Origin of the sequence: Streptomyces natalensis ATCC 27448 (genome assembly GCF_000935125.1) — a bacterium.
GTDB lineage: Bacteria > Actinomycetota > Actinomycetes > Streptomycetales > Streptomycetaceae > Streptomyces > Streptomyces natalensis.
Genome location: NZ_JRKI01000010.1, coordinates 95,627 through 111,624 on the forward strand (window position 1 = coordinate 95,627; position 15,998 = coordinate 111,624).

13 protein-coding genes are annotated in these 15,998 nt (G+C 70.7%); 10 read left to right on the plus strand and 3 right to left on the minus strand.

The window, feature by feature from the left end; all coding sequences use genetic code 11:
- Window positions 1–13: 13 nt before the first annotated feature.
- Complete coding sequence (locus SNA_RS08830) at window positions 14–610, minus strand: DUF3043 domain-containing protein (protein WP_044364220.1); 597 nt, start codon at window positions 608–610, stop codon at window positions 14–16.
- A 321-nt stretch (window positions 611–931) separates the two neighbouring features.
- On the opposite strand from SNA_RS08830, the gene SNA_RS08835 reads away from it, so the two are divergent.
- The 9 genes from SNA_RS08835 to SNA_RS08875 all read left to right on the plus strand — a co-directional run bounded on the left by SNA_RS08835 (window position 932) and on the right by SNA_RS08875 (window position 12,426).
- The gene (locus SNA_RS08835; RefSeq protein ID WP_241779585.1) at window positions 932–1,735 is read left to right on the plus strand and encodes a PspA/IM30 family protein; all 804 of its coding nucleotides are present in this window, start codon (window positions 932–934) and stop codon (window positions 1,733–1,735) included.
- A gap of 90 nt (window positions 1,736–1,825) precedes the next feature.
- A complete protein-coding gene (pspAA, locus tag SNA_RS08840) occupies window positions 1,826–2,104 on the plus strand; it encodes a PspA-associated protein PspAA (RefSeq protein WP_030070010.1) in 279 nt (92 codons plus the stop codon).
- A gap of 129 nt (window positions 2,105–2,233) precedes the next feature.
- Window positions 2,234–3,625, plus strand: a complete 1,392-nt coding sequence (locus SNA_RS08845) for a sensor histidine kinase (RefSeq protein WP_078969799.1) — start codon at window positions 2,234–2,236, stop codon at window positions 3,623–3,625.
- Complete coding sequence (locus tag SNA_RS08850) at window positions 3,622–4,311, plus strand: response regulator (protein ID WP_030070016.1); 690 nt, start codon at window positions 3,622–3,624, stop codon at window positions 4,309–4,311. Before SNA_RS08845 ends, SNA_RS08850 begins: the two co-directional genes overlap by 4 nt.
- A 157-nt stretch (window positions 4,312–4,468) precedes the next feature.
- Window positions 4,469–7,657 (plus strand): efflux RND transporter permease subunit, encoded by a 3,189-nt coding sequence (locus SNA_RS08855; protein WP_030070018.1) that lies wholly within the window; start codon window positions 4,469–4,471, stop codon window positions 7,655–7,657.
- A gap of 207 nt (window positions 7,658–7,864) precedes the next feature.
- On the plus strand, window positions 7,865–8,539 hold the full coding sequence (locus tag SNA_RS08860) for a hypothetical protein (protein ID WP_044364222.1): 675 nt from the start codon (window positions 7,865–7,867) through the stop codon (window positions 8,537–8,539).
- Entirely contained in the window at window positions 8,536–10,518 is a 1,983-nt protein-coding gene (locus SNA_RS08865; protein ID WP_044364223.1) for a GMC family oxidoreductase, read from the plus strand. The genes SNA_RS08860 and SNA_RS08865 overlap by 4 nt, the downstream gene beginning before the upstream one ends.
- Window positions 10,515–11,705 (plus strand): ferritin-like domain-containing protein, encoded by a 1,191-nt coding sequence (locus tag SNA_RS08870; protein WP_030070019.1) that lies wholly within the window; start codon window positions 10,515–10,517, stop codon window positions 11,703–11,705. Before SNA_RS08865 ends, SNA_RS08870 begins: the two co-directional genes overlap by 4 nt.
- Window positions 11,706–11,940: 235 nt before the next feature.
- Complete coding sequence (locus tag SNA_RS08875) at window positions 11,941–12,426, plus strand: hypothetical protein (RefSeq protein ID WP_030070021.1); 486 nt, start codon at window positions 11,941–11,943, stop codon at window positions 12,424–12,426.
- Between the two features lie 67 nt (window positions 12,427–12,493).
- Here SNA_RS08875 and nadA read toward each other — a convergent pair whose 3' ends face one another.
- A complete protein-coding gene (nadA, locus tag SNA_RS08880) occupies window positions 12,494–13,681 on the minus strand; it encodes a quinolinate synthase NadA (RefSeq protein ID WP_044364224.1) in 1,188 nt (395 codons plus the stop codon).
- Window positions 13,682–14,037: 356 nt separating this feature from the next.
- On the opposite strand from nadA, the gene erpA reads away from it, so the two are divergent.
- Window positions 14,038–14,394 carry an iron-sulfur cluster insertion protein ErpA gene (gene erpA, locus SNA_RS08885; protein WP_044364226.1) on the plus strand — a complete coding sequence of 119 codons (357 nt, stop codon included), beginning with the start codon at window positions 14,038–14,040 and terminating at the stop codon, window positions 14,392–14,394.
- Between the two features lie 94 nt (window positions 14,395–14,488).
- Here the strand turns inward: erpA and SNA_RS08890 are convergent, their stop codons facing one another.
- On the minus strand, window positions 14,489–15,991 hold the full coding sequence (locus tag SNA_RS08890; RefSeq protein WP_044364227.1) for a hypothetical protein: 1,503 nt from the start codon (window positions 15,989–15,991) through the stop codon (window positions 14,489–14,491).
- Between the last annotated feature and the right edge of the window lie 7 nt (window positions 15,992–15,998).

Below are 15,998 nucleotides of genomic sequence, written 5' to 3' on the forward strand. Positions count from 1 at the left end.
GCGGCAGCCGACGCTACGGCCGCTCGCCCCGCTTGACCTGCGGCTTGGGCAGCCGCAGCCGCCGCACCTGAAGGGTGCGCATGATCGCGTACGCCTTGACGCCCTTGAGGTTCTCCTTCGGGAAGCGCTCCGAAAGCAGCTTGCCCAGGCGGAACCAGATGACGGCCGAGTCCAGCACCATCAGCACGATGATCACGAACCAGAGCAGCAGCGCGATGTCCTGGACGCCCCGCACCCGGATCATGGTGAGCACCAGGATCACCACGGCCATCGGCAGGAAGAACTCCGCCACGCACCAGCGCGAGTCGATGTAGTCACGGGCGAACCGGCGCACCGGTCCCTTGTCACGCACCGGCAGATAGCGCTCATCGCCGCTCGCCATGGCCTCGCGCTGGCGGGCCATGTCCGCGCGCCGGGCGTCGCGCTGGGCCCGTACCGCGTCCTTGCGGTTGGCGGGCGTCTGCGCACGGCTGCGGCGCTGCGTCTGGGAGTCGCTGCGCTTGGGTGTGGGGCGGCCCTTGGGGGCCTGCGGGTCGCGGGGCTGCTGGGGCTGGTCCGCGGTCACCTTGGCGGTCGCGGCCTGCTGATCCTTCGAACGGCTTCGGAACACAGTGCCAGGGTACGTGCTGGCCGGGATTGGGCCAGGGCCGGACGGGGAACGATCCGGCAACGGCGTTCCCCCGCGGCGTGGCGGGCCGTGGCCGGAGTAGTTGGTGGTTGCGTCTGATGGGGCGGGGTGTGGTTCGTGTGCCCGTCCGGGGCCGGCCCTACTCCCTGGGCGGGAGAAGCCGGGCTCCTGATCGTCCTGGAGGAGGAGCGCATCGGGCCCCGGACAGTGCGGTAATGGAACCAGGGCCCGTAGTGTGGGGTCTGTAGATGTGCTGGAGCCTAAGCCCGATATCACTCGGTCAGAAGGGGGCGCGCGAGGCCCATGAGCGGCGATGGTGTCATGAAGCGGATGGGGATGATCTTCCGCGCGAAGGCCAACAAGGCCCTGGACCGGGCCGAGGACCCGCGCGAGACCCTCGACTACTCGTACCAGAAGCAGCTGGAGCTGCTCCAGAAGGTACGCCGCGGCGTCGCCGACGTGGCGACCTCCCGCAAACGACTGGAGTTGCAGCTCAACCAGCTCCAGGGACAGTCCTCCAAGCTGGAGGACCAGGGCCGCAAGGCGCTCGCGCTCGGCCGGGAGGACCTCGCCCGTGAGGCGCTGTCCCGTCGCGCCGCGTTGCAGCAGCAGGTCACCGACCTGGAGACGCAGCATCAGACGCTGCAGGGCGAGGAGGAGAAGCTCACCCTCGCCGCCCAGCGCCTCCAGGCCAAGGTCGACGCCTTCCGTACGAAGAAGGAGACGATCAAGGCGACCTACACCGCCGCCCAGGCGCAGACCCGGATCGCCGAGTCGTTCTCCGGTATCTCGGAGGAGATGGGCGACGTCGGTCTGGCCATTCAGCGGGCGGAGGACAAGACCGCGCAGATGCAGGCCCGCGCCGGTGCCATCGACGAGCTGATGGCGTCCGGTGCGCTGGACGACCCGTCCGGCATGGCCAAGGACGACATCGCCGCCGAGCTGGACCGGCTCTCCGGCGGCAGCGACGTCGAGCTGGAGCTCCAGCGGATGAAGGCCGAGCTGGCGGGCGGCCCGGCGGCCGGCCAGCAGGCCATCGAGAGCGGCCAGGGCGGGCAGGCCCAGCCGGCCCCGCAGCAGGACCAGCCGCGTTTCGACAAGCAGTGACGGCCGGCGGCGGTTAGCCTCGCAGGGACCCCGGCACGGGGCCGCTGCGCGGGGACCGTCGCCACAGCCGTCGGACCGAGGGAGACCGTCGTGATCGTACGGATCATGGGGGAGGGCCAGGTGAAGCTGGATGACAGCCACTTCATCGAGCTCAACAAACTGGACGACGAACTGCTCGCGGAAATGGAGAGCGGCGACGAGGAAGGTTTCCACCGCACCCTCGGCGCCCTGCTCGCCGCCGTCCGGCGGCTGGGCACACCGCTGCCGGACGATGCCCTCGAACCGTCCGAACTGATCCTGCCGTCCGGCGACGCGACGCTGGACGAGGTACGCGAGATGCTCAGCGACGACGGCCTCATCCCCGGCTGACCGCGGCCGGCACCCGGCTCCACTCCAGCGCACAGCGGTACCCGCCCCGGCTCCCCCCAGGAGACCGGGGCGCTACCGTTTTCTCTTGTGACCTCCCTCGACGCCGTACCCGCACCCGCAGCGGGCATCGTGCCGGACGTCGTGTCCGACACGGTGCGCACGGGCCGTTTCCGCTGGCACCGTTCGCATCCGCTCGCCGTCGACGCCGCCCTGGCCGCGATGGTCTTCGTGGCGACGCTGTGCGGTGCGGTGGCCGATCCGCACGGCCCGCACGGCCCCCGTTTCGGCGTCCGCGAGCTGTCCGCCACCACCGTCGTGCTCGCCGCACTCGCCTGCACCGCCCTCATCGCCCGCCGCCGCTTTCCCCGTACGGTCCTGGCCGCCACCGGCGCGCTCACCGTCGTCGAGCTGATCGTCCGCTCCAGCGACCCGCGCGCCCCCGTCGCCTTCTCCGCCGTCCTGGCCCTGTTCACCGTGGCCTCCCGTACGGACCGGCCCACCACCTGGCGCGTCGGCGCGCTGACCGTCGTCGTGCTCACCGCCGCCGCGATGCTCTTCGGCGAACACCCCTGGTACGCCCAGCAGAACCTGGCGATCTTCGCCTGGACGGGGATGGCCGCGGCCGCGGGCGACGCGGTCCGCAGCCGCCGGGCCTATGTCGACGCCATCCGCGAGCGCGCCGAGCGCGCCGAACGCACCCGCGAGGAGGAGGCCCGCCGCCGTGTCGCCGAGGAGCGGATGCGCATCGCCCGCGAGCTGCACGATGTCGTCGCCCACCACATCGCGCTGGTCAACGTCCAGGCCGGGGTCGCCTCCCATGTCATGGACAACCGGCCCGACCAGGCCAAACAAGCCCTGGCGCATGTCCGCGAGGCGTCCCGCTCGGCGCTTACGGAGCTGCGCGCCACGGTCGGCCTGCTGCGCCAGTCCGACGACCCGAAAGCCCCCACCGAACCGGCTCCGGGCCTGGGCGTCCTCGATCAGCTCGTCGACGGCTTCGTCCGCGCCGGACTCCCCGTCGACCTCCAGGCCCCGCCCGCGCCGCAGGCCCTGCCCGCCTCTGTCGACCTCACCGCCTACCGCGTGGTCCAGGAGGCGCTCACCAACGTCCGCAAGCACGCCGGTGACGGCGCCCGCGCCACCGTACGGATCATCCGCACCGAGGCCGCGCTGACGGTGACGGTCCAGGACGACGGCGGCCGGCCCGACGACGGCCCGGCGGCGGCCCCCGACGGCGGCGGCCACGGCCTGATCGGGATGCGCGAGCGGGTCTTCGCACTGCGCGGCACCATCGTCACCGGCCCCCGCGCGCAGGGCGGCTTCCAGGTCCGGGTCACCCTCCCGCTGACCGCGGCCGGTACGGACGGGGCGACCGCACACCGGACGGCGCCGGACGAGACGGCGCCGGACGAGACGGCGCCGGATGAGACGGCGACGCACGCAACCACGACCGGGACGACGCCGCACGAGACGACGCCGCACGAGACGACGACCGGAACGACGCCGGGGGAGACCTCATGACCATCAAGGTGCTGCTCGCCGACGACCAGATGCTGCTGCGCAGCGCCTTCCGCATACTGGTCGACTCCGAGCCCGACATGGAGGTCGTGGGGGAGGCGTCCGACGGCGCCCAGGCGTACGAGCTGACGCGCACGACCGGCGCCGACGTCGTCCTGATGGACATCCGGATGCCCGGGACGGACGGGCTGGCCGCCACCCGCATGATCAGCCAGGACCCGGAGCTCACCCACGTCAAGGTGGTCATCCTGACGACCTTCGAGGTCGACGACTATGTGGTGCAGTCGCTGCGGGCCGGCGCCAGCGGCTTCCTGGGCAAGGGCGCCGAGCCGGACGACATGCTGGGGGCGATCCGCATCGCGGCCGCCGGGGAGGCGCTGCTCTCGCCCGTCGCCACCAAGGGGCTGATCGCCAAGTTCCTTGCGCAGGGCGGTAGTTCGGACGACGGGGACACCCCGGCCGGCCGGGGCGCGGAGAAGCTGGCGACGCTGACCGGACGCGAGCGCGAGGTGCTGGTCCTGGTGGCCGGCGGGCTGTCCAACGACGAGATCGCCGAGCGGCTGGAGGTCAGCCCGCTGACCGTGAAGACGCATGTCAACCGGGCGATGGCCAAGCTCGGCGCCCGCGACCGCGCCCAGCTGGTGGTCATCGCCTACGAGTCGGGACTCGTACGCCCACGGGTGCAGTGAGGGTGGAGCCTGTCTACTCCGAACGCGGTAGGGCCGGGCTCCCGAAACCGACCTGCGAGCGAGGAAAACCGGCCAGGACATGGCGGAAGGTTTACGTGGGCCCGAGGTGGCCCCGCCGACCGTCCGCACTTTTCTGTACAGAAGAGAGACCGCACCCATGTCCTGGCTGTCCCGACTCAGCCTCGTACAACGGGGCCTGATAGCGCTGATGTCGATCGTCGCGATCGCCTTCGGCGCGATCGCGATCCCGCAGCTCAAACAGCAGCTCCTGCCCTCCATCGACCTGCCGATGGTGTCCGTGATGGCGCCGTACCAGGGCGCCTCGCCCGATGTCGTCGAAAAGCAGGTGATCGAGCCCCTCGAAGACGGCATCCAGACGGTCGACGGCATCAAGAGCGTCACCTCGACGTCGAGCGAGGGCTCGGGCGTCGTCATGGCGCAGTTCGACTACGGCAACGACACCAAGACCCTGGTCGCCGACGTCCAGCAGGCGGTCAACCGCGCCCGTGCGAAGCTGCCCAAGGACGTCGACCCGCAGGTGATCGCGGGCGGTACGGACGATATGCCCGCCGTGGTGCTGGCCGTCTCCTCCTCCACCAAGGACCAGCAGACCCTCGCCGACCAGCTCAACCGCGGCGTCGTCCCGGGCCTGAAGGACATCGACGGGGTCGGCCAGGTCACCGTCGGCGGCGTCACGGACCGGATCGTCGCCGTCACCCCGGACGACAAGAAGCTCGCCGCCGCCGGACTCAGCGCCTCCGCGCTCGGCCAGGCGCTGGACGCCGGCGGCGCCTCGGTGCCGGCCGGCTCCTTCTCGGAGGACGGCAAGAGCCGCACCGTCCAGGTCGGTACGGGCTACACCTCCGTGCAGCAGATCCGGGACCTGCGGGTCACCCCGGCCGCCGCCCCCGGCGGAGGCCAGGGCGCCGCGGCCGGCGGTCACGCCGCCGAGCCGGTGCGCCTGGGCGATGTGGCCACGGTCAAGGAGACCTCGGCCACCCCGACCTCGATCACCCGCACCAACGGGAAGCCCAGCCTCGCCCTGACCCTGACGATGGACCGGGACGGCAGTGCGGTCGCCATCTCCGACGCGGTCAAGGACAAGCTGCCCTCGATCCGGCAGAACCTGGGCAAGGGCGCCGAGGTCACGGTCGTCTCGGACCAGGGCCCGGCGGTCTCCAAGTCGATCGATTCGCTGACCACCGAGGGCCTGCTCGGCCTGGTCATGGCCGTGGTCGTGATCCTGCTCTTCCTCCTCAGCCTGCGCTCGACGCTGGTCACCGCGGTCTCCATCCCGCTGTCCGTCGTCATCACGCTGATCGTGCTGTGGACGGGCGACCTCTCCCTGAACATGCTCACCCTCGGCGCGCTGACCATCGCGATCGGCCGCGTCGTCGACGACTCGATCGTCGTCCTGGAGAACATCAAACGGCACCTGGGCTACGGCGAGGAGCGCCGCGAGGCCATCCTCACGGCCGTCAAGGAGGTCTCCGGCGCGATCACCTCCTCCACCCTGACCACCGTCGCGGTCTTCCTGCCCATCGGGGTGGTCGGCGGGATGGTCGGCGCCCTCTTCGGATCGTTCTCGATCACGGTGACGGTGGCCCTGCTCTCGTCCCTGATCGTCTCGCTGACGGTCGTCCCGGTCCTGTCGTACTGGTTCCTGCGCGCCCCCAAGATCCCGGAGGGCACCACCGCGGACGAACTCCGCCGCCGGGCCGAGGAAAAGGAGGCCAAGAGCCCGCTCCAGCGCCTCTACGTCCCCGTTCTGCGCTTCGCCACCCGCCGCCGGGTGACCAGTCTGCTCATCGCCGTCGCGATCCTCATCGGCACCTTCGGCATGGGCCCGCTGCTGAAGACCAACTTCTTCGACCAGAGCGACCAGGACACCCTGACCGTCAAGCAGGAGCTCGCGCCCGGTACGAGCCTGTCCGCCTCCGACGCCCAGGCCAAGAAGGTGGAAAAGCTTCTCGCCGGCACCGACGGCGTCGCCGACTACCAGGTCACCGTCGGCTCCTCCGGCTTCATGGCGGCCTTCGGCGGCGGCAGCGGCGCCAACCAGGCCACCTACCAGGTCAAGCTCAAGAGCTCCGACGACTCCGCGAAGGTCACCGACGCCCTGCGCTCCGGGCTCGACAAGCTCGGGAAGTCCATCGGCGACACCACCGTCACCGCGGGCGGCGGCGGCTTCGGCAACCAGAACCTGAGCGTGGTCGTCAAGGCCGGTGACGCCGCCACCTTGAAGAAGGCCAGCGAGCAGGTCCGCAAGGCGGTCGCCTCGCTCGACGTCACCGACGTCCAGAGCGACCTCGCCCAGAGCGTGCCGCGGATCTCCGTCACGCCCAACGCCAAGGCGGCGGCGGCCGGTTACAGTCAGGCCACCCTCGGCGGCGTCGTCGCCCAGGCGGTCCGCGGCACCACCAGCCAGAGCAAGGCCGTCCTGGACGACACCGAGCGCGATGTCGTGATCAAGTCGGCCCACCCGGCCACCACCGAGGCCCAGCTGAAGAACCTGGCCGTGCCGACCCCATCCGGCATGGTCAAGCTCTCCACCATCGCCACCGTCAAGACGGCCCCCGGCCCGGTCCAGATGACCCGGATCGACGGCGCCCGCTCGGCGACCATCACCGCCAAGCCGGCCGGCGACAACACCGGCGCGGTCAGCGCCAAGCTCCAGAGCAAGGTCGACGCCCTGAAGCTGCCGGACGGCGCCACCGCGAAGATCGGCGGTGTCTCGCAGGACCAGTCCGACGCCTTCGGCTCCCTCGGCCTGGCCATGCTGGCCGCGATAGCCATCGTCTTCATGCTGCTGGTGGGCACCTTCCGCTCCATCGTCCAGCCGCTGATCCTGCTGATCTCCATACCCTTCGCGGCCACCGGTGCGATCGGCCTGCTGGTCGCCACCGGCACCCCGCTGGGCGTCCCGGCGATGATCGGCATGCTGATGCTGATCGGCATCGTGGTCACCAACGCCATCGTGCTGATCGACCTGATCAACCAGTACCGCGCCCAGGGCTACGGCGTCGTGGAGGCCGTCATCGAGGGCGGCCGCCACCGTCTGCGTCCCATTCTGATGACCGCCCTGGCCACGATCATGGCGCTGGTCCCGATGGCCCTGTCCCTCACCGGCAACAGCGGTTTCATCTCCCAGCCGCTTGCGGTGGTCGTCATTGGCGGTCTGATCAGCTCCACCCTGCTGACCCTGCTCCTCGTCCCGACGCTCTACGCGATCATCGAACTCCGCAAGGAACGCCGGGCGAAGAAGAAGGCCGCCAAGCGCGCCGGGAGGTCCGGCGCCCCGGCGGAGCAGCCCGAGGAGCGGTCACCGGAGCCGGCCGGGGTCTGATCCCTCGGTCTGATCCCCCGGTCCGGTCCTTACTCGGCAGCCCCCCCCAGAAAGCCCCCGCGCCCGTCTCCAGGCCGCGGGGGCTTTCGCATGCCCCGTTCGGGCGGTTTACCGGCGTATGGGCGCATTCCGCGTACGTGCCCGAGAAACATGGCCAGCGGTATATGCCCCACAGATGCCCCGCACCCGTCGCCCGGAAGGAGAGCAATGACCGCCCCCGCAGCAGCGGACGGAACCCAGGACGAAACCCAGGCCGAAGCGCAGGCCGAACTCAAGGACTTCGTCGCATACTGCGTACCGCTGACCGGCTTCGCCGCCTTCGACCTCTATGCCACCGGCATGGCCCGGCTCTATCTGGACACCGCCCGCCGCCAGGTGGGCGCCGCACGCTTCGCGGAATTCTGGGAGAAGTGGCGGACCGCCGCTGCCGCAGGCGGCGGCCCCGAACTGCTCGGCCCCACCCACCGCGAGGTGGCACGGGCCCTGACCTACCTCTGGTTCACCGGCGCGTGGCCGCGCCTGGCGCCCGACGCGCATGCCGAACTGCGCCGCGACATGGCCAACGTCGAGTTCATCGTCTCGCCCAGCGCCTACCCGGAAGGGCTGGTGTGGCGGACGTTCCACGGCCACCCCGGAGGTGCCAAACCCCCCGGCTTCGGCACCTGGGCCGTCAAGCCGCCCGCCATGGTCCCGGCCGCCGAGCTACGCGACGACCTCGGCCTCCCCGCCGACGCCGTCTACCGCACCGGTCTGCCCGACGGGGTGTCCCCCGACGCCATCCCCGCCCATCTGCTGCCCGGCCACCGGCTCTCCCGCGACATCCCTCCGTCCGCCGTGCCCACCGCCCTCGCCCCCACCACCCCCGAGGAGGACCCGGTATGACCGGCACGACCGTCACCGCGGACGACGCCGCCCGCCGCCGCTACCACGCCGTCATCGTCGGCGGCGGCTGGGCCGGCAGCATCCTCGCCAAGCGGCTGGGCGCCCAGGGCTGGCAGGTGCTCGTCCTGGAGGCCGGCAACGGCGGCACCGAGACCTGGCCGGGCTATCTGGACTCCCTGTCGACCTTCTACTCCGCCGTGGCCAAGGTCCCCAACTCCGCCTACCGGCCCAACACCGCCGCCCCCTCGCCCGATGTGCTGGACCTCGCCCCGGTCCGCAACCCGCAGACCGGACAGCCGGAGTTCACCGCCCAGGGCTACTTCGTCCAGAACGGAAAACTGCCCTACGGCACCGACTACTTGCGCGCCCTCGGCGGCACCGCCATGCACTGGCTCGGCGCCGTCCCCCGGATGCACCCCGACGACTTCGCCACCCAAACCACCTACGGCTACGGACGGGACTGGCCGCTCACCGCCCAGGACCTCCAGCGCTGGTACGCCGAGGCCGAACGCGAACTCGGCGTGGCCGGCCACACCGCGGAGCAGAAGGAACTGGGCGTCGTCACCGACCCCCACCACCAGTACCCGATGCACCACATCCCGCAGAGCTATATCGACCAGTACTGCCACCGCAAGCTCAAGGACGCGGTCGTCAAGGACGAGACCGTCCCGGACGAGAAGTACAAGCTGAAGGTCACCGGCCTCCCCCAGGCCCGCAACTCCACCCCCAACCCCGAGTACGACCACGGCACCTACCGCGTCAAGGGCGCCGTCGGACTGCCGAACTACGGTGAGCGCTGTGTGGGCAACGCCAGCTGTGTGCCCATCTGCCCGGTGCAGGCCAAATCCCATCCGCTGCGCCTCCAGACCGGCCTGCGCGACAACGTCACCTTCGCCCACCGCTGCGTCGTCACCCGCGTGCGGGCGGCGGCCGACACCGGCCTGGCCACCGGCGTGGAATACCGCACCTACACCGACCCCGCCTCGCCGGTCAGCCGGTCCCATATCGCCGAGGCGGACATCGTCATCCTCGCCGCGCACGCCATCGAGAACGCCCGGCTGATGCTGTTCTCCGGGCTGGCCACGAAAAGCGGCCAGGTCGGCCGCAACCTGATGGACCACCCCACCATCCTGAACTGGGCGCTGTCCCCGGAGGCCGACGGTCCCCTCGGGCCGTTCCGGGGACCGGGCCACACCTCCGGCTGGGAGACCTTCCGCTTCGGCAAGGGACGGCGCACCCGCGCACCGTTCCGTATCGAGATCGGCAACTGGGGCTGGGGCTGGGCGACCGGCGCACCGATGAGCAACGTCGCCACCGCCCTGGGCATCGGCGGCGATGCGCACGGCGCCGTACGCAAGGACGGCGTCTTCGGCCCCGAGCTGCGCCGGCTGCTCGGCTCCGCCATCGGCCGCCAGCTCCAGCTCCAGATCGCCGTCGAACAGTCCGCCGACCCCGCCAACCGCGTCACCATCGACCCCGCCCGCTACCGCGATGCGATGGGCAACCCCCGCCCCGTCCTCACCTACAACCTCGACAAGCACACCCGCGACGGTCTGTTCGCCGCCCGGCTCGTCGCCCGGAAGATCTTCAAGGGCCTGGACGCGGAGGACCACACGAACCACGCCCCGCGCGACGGCGTCCCCCCGCTGGGCCACTTCGTCCACCAGCTCAACCACAAGACCCTGGACCTGGCCTACAGCGGAGCCGGACACGGCGCCGGCACCCACGTCATGGGCACCGACGACAGGACCTCCGTGGTCGACCCGTTCCAGCGCCTCCACGACCACCACAACGTCTACGCCATCGGCTGCGGCAGCATGCCGTCCATCGGCACCAGCAACCCCACCCTCACCATGATGGCGCTGGCCCTGCGCAGCGCCGCCCATATCCACCAGGCACTCATCGCCGCCCGCCGCCCCATCGAGGTGCGCACCACGGCGAACCCGGACGCGAGCACGATGGCGGAGGCGACGGCATGATCACCGCAACCACCCTCGACGAGCAGGGCTTCGGCATCCCCGCCACCCTCGAAGAACTGCACACCTACCTCCAGGCCGCGATGGAGGTCGAGCATCTGACCATCCCCGTCTACATGACCGGGATGTACACGATCACCCCCGGCACCAACCGCACCGCCTACTTCACCCTCCGCAGCGTCCTGCTGGAGGAGATGCTGCACATGACGCTGGCGGCGAACCTCCTCAACGCGGTCGGCGGCAAACCAAAGGTGGGCCGCAAGGAATTCGTCGCCTCCTACCCGGCGAAGCTCCCTTTCAGCGGCCCCGAGCTGCCCGAAATCGGCCTCCAGCACTTCTCCCCGAAGGCCCTGGAGACCTTTCTGACCATCGAACGCCCCCGCGACATGGCCCCCAAGCCGAAGCCGGGCGACGGCTGGACCTCCATCGGCCAGTTCTACGACTGCATCAAGAAGGGCCTGGACAACCTCGTACGCGACCTCGGCCACGGCGCCGTCTTCACCGGCGACCGCAACCACCAGGTCGGCCCCGAGGACTTCTACAACTCCGGCGGCGAGGTCTTCGCCGTCCACAACCAGGACCAGGCGCACACCGCGATCCGCGTCATCAGCGAGCAGGGCGAGGGCGTCAAGGGCACCATCTGGGACAGCGACGACCTGATCTTCGGCGAGCAGCGGCAGCTGGCCCACTACTTCCGCTTCAACGAGATCTACACCGGCCGCAGGTACGGGCAGCACGACGTCCCCGGCAAGCCGCCCAGCGGCCCCCTGGTGGACGTCACCTGGGACGACGCCTACCGCATCGACGGCAACTCCAAGCTGGCCGACTACCGCAAGTACGCCGGGACCAGCGACGTCCACGCCCAGGCCGCCGCCTTCAACTCCCGCTACGCCGCGCTGCTCAGCTACCTCCAGACGGCTTTCAACGGCACTCCGCGGGCGATGGCCCTGGCCATCCCCACCATGCTGGAGCTGCGCGACCGCTCCGAACAGCTCTACCGCAACCCGCACCCCGACCCCAAGCGGGCGGCCCAGGGCCTCAGTGCCGGCCCCACCTTCGAAATCGACGCCCCGAGCTTCCAGGAGGCCCGCCCCCACGTCGAGCAGAACCTCGCCCTGGCCGGCCTGGAAGCCGGCGCCCCCATCGACCTGTCCGCCCTGAGCCCGGAAACCAGCGAAACCTTCGCCTGAGCCGGGCGCCTGGAGACCGAGGTCCCCAGGGGCAAGCGGCCCGTCCCGTCATCGCTCCGGGGCGGGCCGCGCCCTTCGGTGGCCTGCCGCACGAGAGCACGATCTTCGTTGCCCCGCGCCCGTCGTGGTGTTCGGCGACGAGGGCGGCGTCGATGCGTGGATGCGGCGGTACGTGGACGATTACTGACGGCCGGGCCGGGCCGGGCCCGGGACCAGGACAAGGCACAATGCGCGGATGAAGAAAAAGGTGCTGCTCATCGTCGCCCTGTGCGTGGCCGTCGGCCTTGCCGCCGCGGCGCCGCTGCTGAAGAAGTACGACGACGACCTGCCGGACGTGGTGACCGACCACCTCTTCCACGAGCGCATCAAGACCTTCGCGACCGCGGGCGAGGCCCCGAAGCTCGGCGACCACGAGCTGCTGTTCATCCTCCCCAAGTGGGTCCCGAAGGACGCCACGCAGATCACGGAGAAGGTGCAGACGACCGGCGACGCCAGACTGATGCGCTTCACCCTCGGTGCGGCGCCGCTGAAGCTGACCGGGGCGAAGAGCTGCTCCGGCGGCGCCTTCAACGGGGTGCCGCAGCTTGACGCGAGCTGGTGGCCGGAGGGCGTGGGGGAGAGCGACGGGCGGGTGGACTGCTCCTACGAGTTCCAGTACCGGGTGGTGGTCAGGGGCAAGCAGGTCTATGCCTGGACCAACGGCGACCGGCTGGATTCCTGACCGCCGAGGCAGACGCAGCGGGGCGCCCCTTCGGGAAGGGGCGCCCCGCTGCGGTGTGCGGCCGTGCCTACGGCAGCGCCAGCATCCGCTCCAGCGCCAGCTTGGCGAAGCTCTCGGTCTCCTTGTCGACCTGGATGCGGTTGACGACCTTGCCGGACGCCAGCGACTCCAGGGCCCACACCAGATGGGGCAGGTCGATGCGGTTCATGGTGGAGCAGAAGCAGACCGTCTTGTCGAGGAAGACGATCTCCTTGTCCTCGGCCGCGAAACGGTTGGCCAGGCGGCGGACCAGGTTCAGCTCCGTACCGATGGCCCACTTGGAGCCGCGGGGGGCGGCCTCCAGGGCCTTGATGATGTACTCCGTCGAGCCGACGTAGTCCGCCGCGGCGACGACCTCGTGCTTGCACTCGGGGTGGACCAGGACGTTCACGCCGGGGATGCGCTCGCGGACGTCGTTGACCGAGTCCAGCGAGAAGCGGCCGTGCACGGAGCAGTGGCCGCGCCACAGGATCATCTTGGCGGCGCGCAGCTCGTCGGCGGTCAGGCCGCCGTTGGGCTTGTGGGGGTTGTAGACCACACAGTCGTCGAGGGACATGCCCATATCGCGGACGGCGGTGTTGCGGCCCAGGTGCTGGTCGGGCAGGAAGAGGACCTTCTCTCCCTGCTCGAAGGCCCAGTCCAGCGCGCGCTTGGCGTTGGAGGAGGTGCAGATCGTGCCGCCGTGCTTGCCGGTGAAGGCCTTGATGTCGGCGGAAGAGTTCATGTACGAGACGGGCACCACCTGCTCGGCAATCCCGGCCTCGGTCAGGACGTCCCAGCACTCGGCTACCTGCTCGGCCGTCGCCATATCGGCCATCGAGCAGCCGGCCGCCAGGTCGGGGAGGATCACCTGCTGGTCGTCGCCCGTGAGGATGTCGGCGGACTCGGCCATGAAGTGGACACCGCAGAAGACGATGTACTCCGCGTCCGGCCGGGCGGCCGCGTCCCGCGCGAGCTTGAAGGAGTCGCCGGTCACATCGGCGAACTCGATGACCTCGTCGCGCTGGTAGTGGTGCCCGAGGACGAAGACCTTGTCGCCGAGCTTCTCCTTGGCCGCGCGGGCGCGCTCGACGAGGCCGGGGTCGGAGGGGGCCGGCAGATCACCGGGGCACTCCACACCGCGCTCGCTCTTCGGGTCGGCCTCGCGGCCGAGGAGGAGCAGGGCCAGCGGAGTCGGCTGGACATCCAGGGGCTGGGCGGTGGTCACGACACGCACCCTCTCTTCTCTGCAGACAGCTCGTGGGCATGCATCCGCTCCCGGATACATGCCTTCTCGTCTATTTGACGTTATCTATCATAACTGCTTCACGTCAGTTTGACGATGGCCATAGTGTCGATGTGACGCATCCGGCTCCCCCTTGCCCCGGACCCCCTCCGTATGCGTGTCCGTACGTCTGGCCCGCCGCCCGCGCCGCTCCGTGATCGGTCTCCCACCGGTGCCCGCCCGGCGATGTGCGAGCATGAAGACAACAGAAGGACACCTCGCGCGCAGCCGGAATAGATCCGGGACGTCGCCGGTTGCAGCTGTGGCAACCGATGGCAAGCGGTCCGTACAACCCGGGAGAGATGTAGATGAGCGTTCAGGACGAGAAGACCACCGTCAGCGACGGCATCATCCTGTCCGACGCGGCCGCGTCGAAGGTCAAGAGCCTGCTGGAGCAGGAGGGCCGGGACGACCTCGCGCTGCGGGTGGCGGTCCAGCCCGGCGGCTGCTCCGGACTGCGTTACCAGCTCTTCTTCGACGAGCGCTCGCTCGACGGCGATGTGGTCAAGGACTTCGACGGCGTCAAGGTCGTCGCCGACCGGATGAGCGCCCCCTACCTGGGCGGTGCCTCGATCGACTTCGTCGACACCATTGAGAAGCAGGGCTTCACGATCGACAACCCGAACGCCACCGGCTCCTGCGCCTGCGGCGACTCCTTCAGCTGAGCCACCGCGCCACTGACCGACGAAGGCGGCACCCCGCTCGGGGTGCCGCCTTCGTGGTGTTCAGGGCGCAGACGCGCGCTCGGCGCTCGGGGCCTCAGCGCTTCGGGACCGCCTTGCCGGTCGAGACATCGATCACCTTCCGGCCGTCCAGCGGCTTGTCCAGCGTGACGGTCCGGGTGAAGTCCTTGGCGATCTTCACGCAGATCTGGTGCGGCTTCTTGTCCCGGCCGACGACCTTGGTCTGCACCGTCGTCGCCGACTCCTCGGCGCTCACCGTGTAGACGCTGCACACCCCGCCCCAGAAGTGCACGGTCAGCTTCCGCCCGCCGTCGCCCACCACATACGACTCCAGCGCCATCACCCCGGGCTTCCCCGACGGCACCTGCGGCGTGCGGTCCCGGTGCGCCAGATACTTCGGGTTCACGGCGGGATGCGCGATCACCGAGGTCGCGTCGGAGCCGTTGCCGGCGCCCGGCTGCCGCACCCGGTAGAGCCAGGACGGGACCAGCGCCGGTCCGCCGTTCACGTACTGCACCGCGAGGCCGAAGACCGCGCCGGTCACCTCGGTCGGCCGCTGGCCCTTCGTCGGCGCGGGCTCGCAGGGGGCGATGCCCGCGCCGCCCTTCCCGGACAGCGCCGAGGGGCAGTCGGCGGGCTTGCGGCCGTCGTGCGAGTTCAGCCGGTCCAGGGTCTGCTGCGCGCCCAGTACGGGATACACCGCGCCCTTGGCGGGGTGCGCCAACTGGCCGCTGCCGCCCACCACTTGACCGTCCGAGCCGACCTGGAGATCGCTCTGCCAGCCGTACGTCGGCAGCCCGCCGAGCACCGGGTCGGCGCTCACGATCCGTACCGCGCCGGACAGCCCGCTCGCATCCAGCTTCGCGTCCTTCTGGCCGAGGGCCGCCAGCGCGGGCCGCACGGCCTCCTTGGCCTTCGCCTCCGACACCGCGCCCTTGCCGCTGCCGTCGTCCTCCGTGGAGGCGTCCCCGGCGCCGCGGTACGAGGGACAGCCCGGCCGGCCGGACGGCGAGGCGCCGGTGTCGCCCTTCGGCGAGGCGGGCAGCGCGCAGTTGGTCCCGCCCGGGGTGCCGTACTGCGAGAACGTCCACGATCCCGAGCCGGTCTTGGTGACCTGGAGGACGGGGCCGCGACCGTCCGCGGTGGGCCCGCCGACCTTCCAGGTGTTGCCCTCCGAGCGAACCTTTCCGGCCACATCCAGGGCCTTGGCCAGCCGTTCCACCGCCGCCTGGGAGATCTGGCCCTGCGGCCGGTACACGGGCGCCGACGCCGGACCGCCGGGCAGCTTGGCCACCGCCTTGTAGTGCGCACCCTGCGGATTGGGCTCGCCCGCCGCTATCCCGCCGCCGGTGTAGCCGTCGAGCGCCAGCGGCGGCGGATTGCCGGCCGCGGCCCCCGCGGTGGCGTCCCGGCCGCCGGACGCGGACGAGGCCCAGTACGCCGCGCCACCCCCGGCGACCAGCACCGCGGCGGCCATGGAGGCGATCACCAGCCGGCTGGGCCGCCTGCGGGCCGTGGGCTCCGGGTTCCCGGCAGGCGCCGCGCCGTCCCCGGTGTCGTTGGTGTCCTCGGTGTTCACCGCATCG

Coding starts and splice junctions, on each gene's coding strand:
- SNA_RS08835 (WP_241779585.1), top strand. CDS start 932: ATGAGCGGCGATGGTGTCATGAAGCGGATGGGGATGATCTTCCGCGCG.
- SNA_RS08850 (WP_030070016.1), top strand. CDS start 3,622: ATGACCATCAAGGTGCTGCTCGCCGACGACCAGATGCTGCTGCGCAGC.
- SNA_RS08855 (WP_030070018.1), top strand. CDS start 4,469: ATGTCCTGGCTGTCCCGACTCAGCCTCGTACAACGGGGCCTGATAGCG.
- SNA_RS08860 (WP_044364222.1), top strand. CDS start 7,865: ATGACCGCCCCCGCAGCAGCGGACGGAACCCAGGACGAAACCCAGGCC.
- SNA_RS08865 (WP_044364223.1), top strand. CDS start 8,536: ATGACCGGCACGACCGTCACCGCGGACGACGCCGCCCGCCGCCGCTAC.
- SNA_RS08870 (WP_030070019.1), top strand. CDS start 10,515: ATGATCACCGCAACCACCCTCGACGAGCAGGGCTTCGGCATCCCCGCC.
- SNA_RS08875 (WP_030070021.1), top strand. CDS start 11,941: ATGAAGAAAAAGGTGCTGCTCATCGTCGCCCTGTGCGTGGCCGTCGGC.
- erpA (WP_044364226.1), top strand. CDS start 14,038: ATGAGCGTTCAGGACGAGAAGACCACCGTCAGCGACGGCATCATCCTG.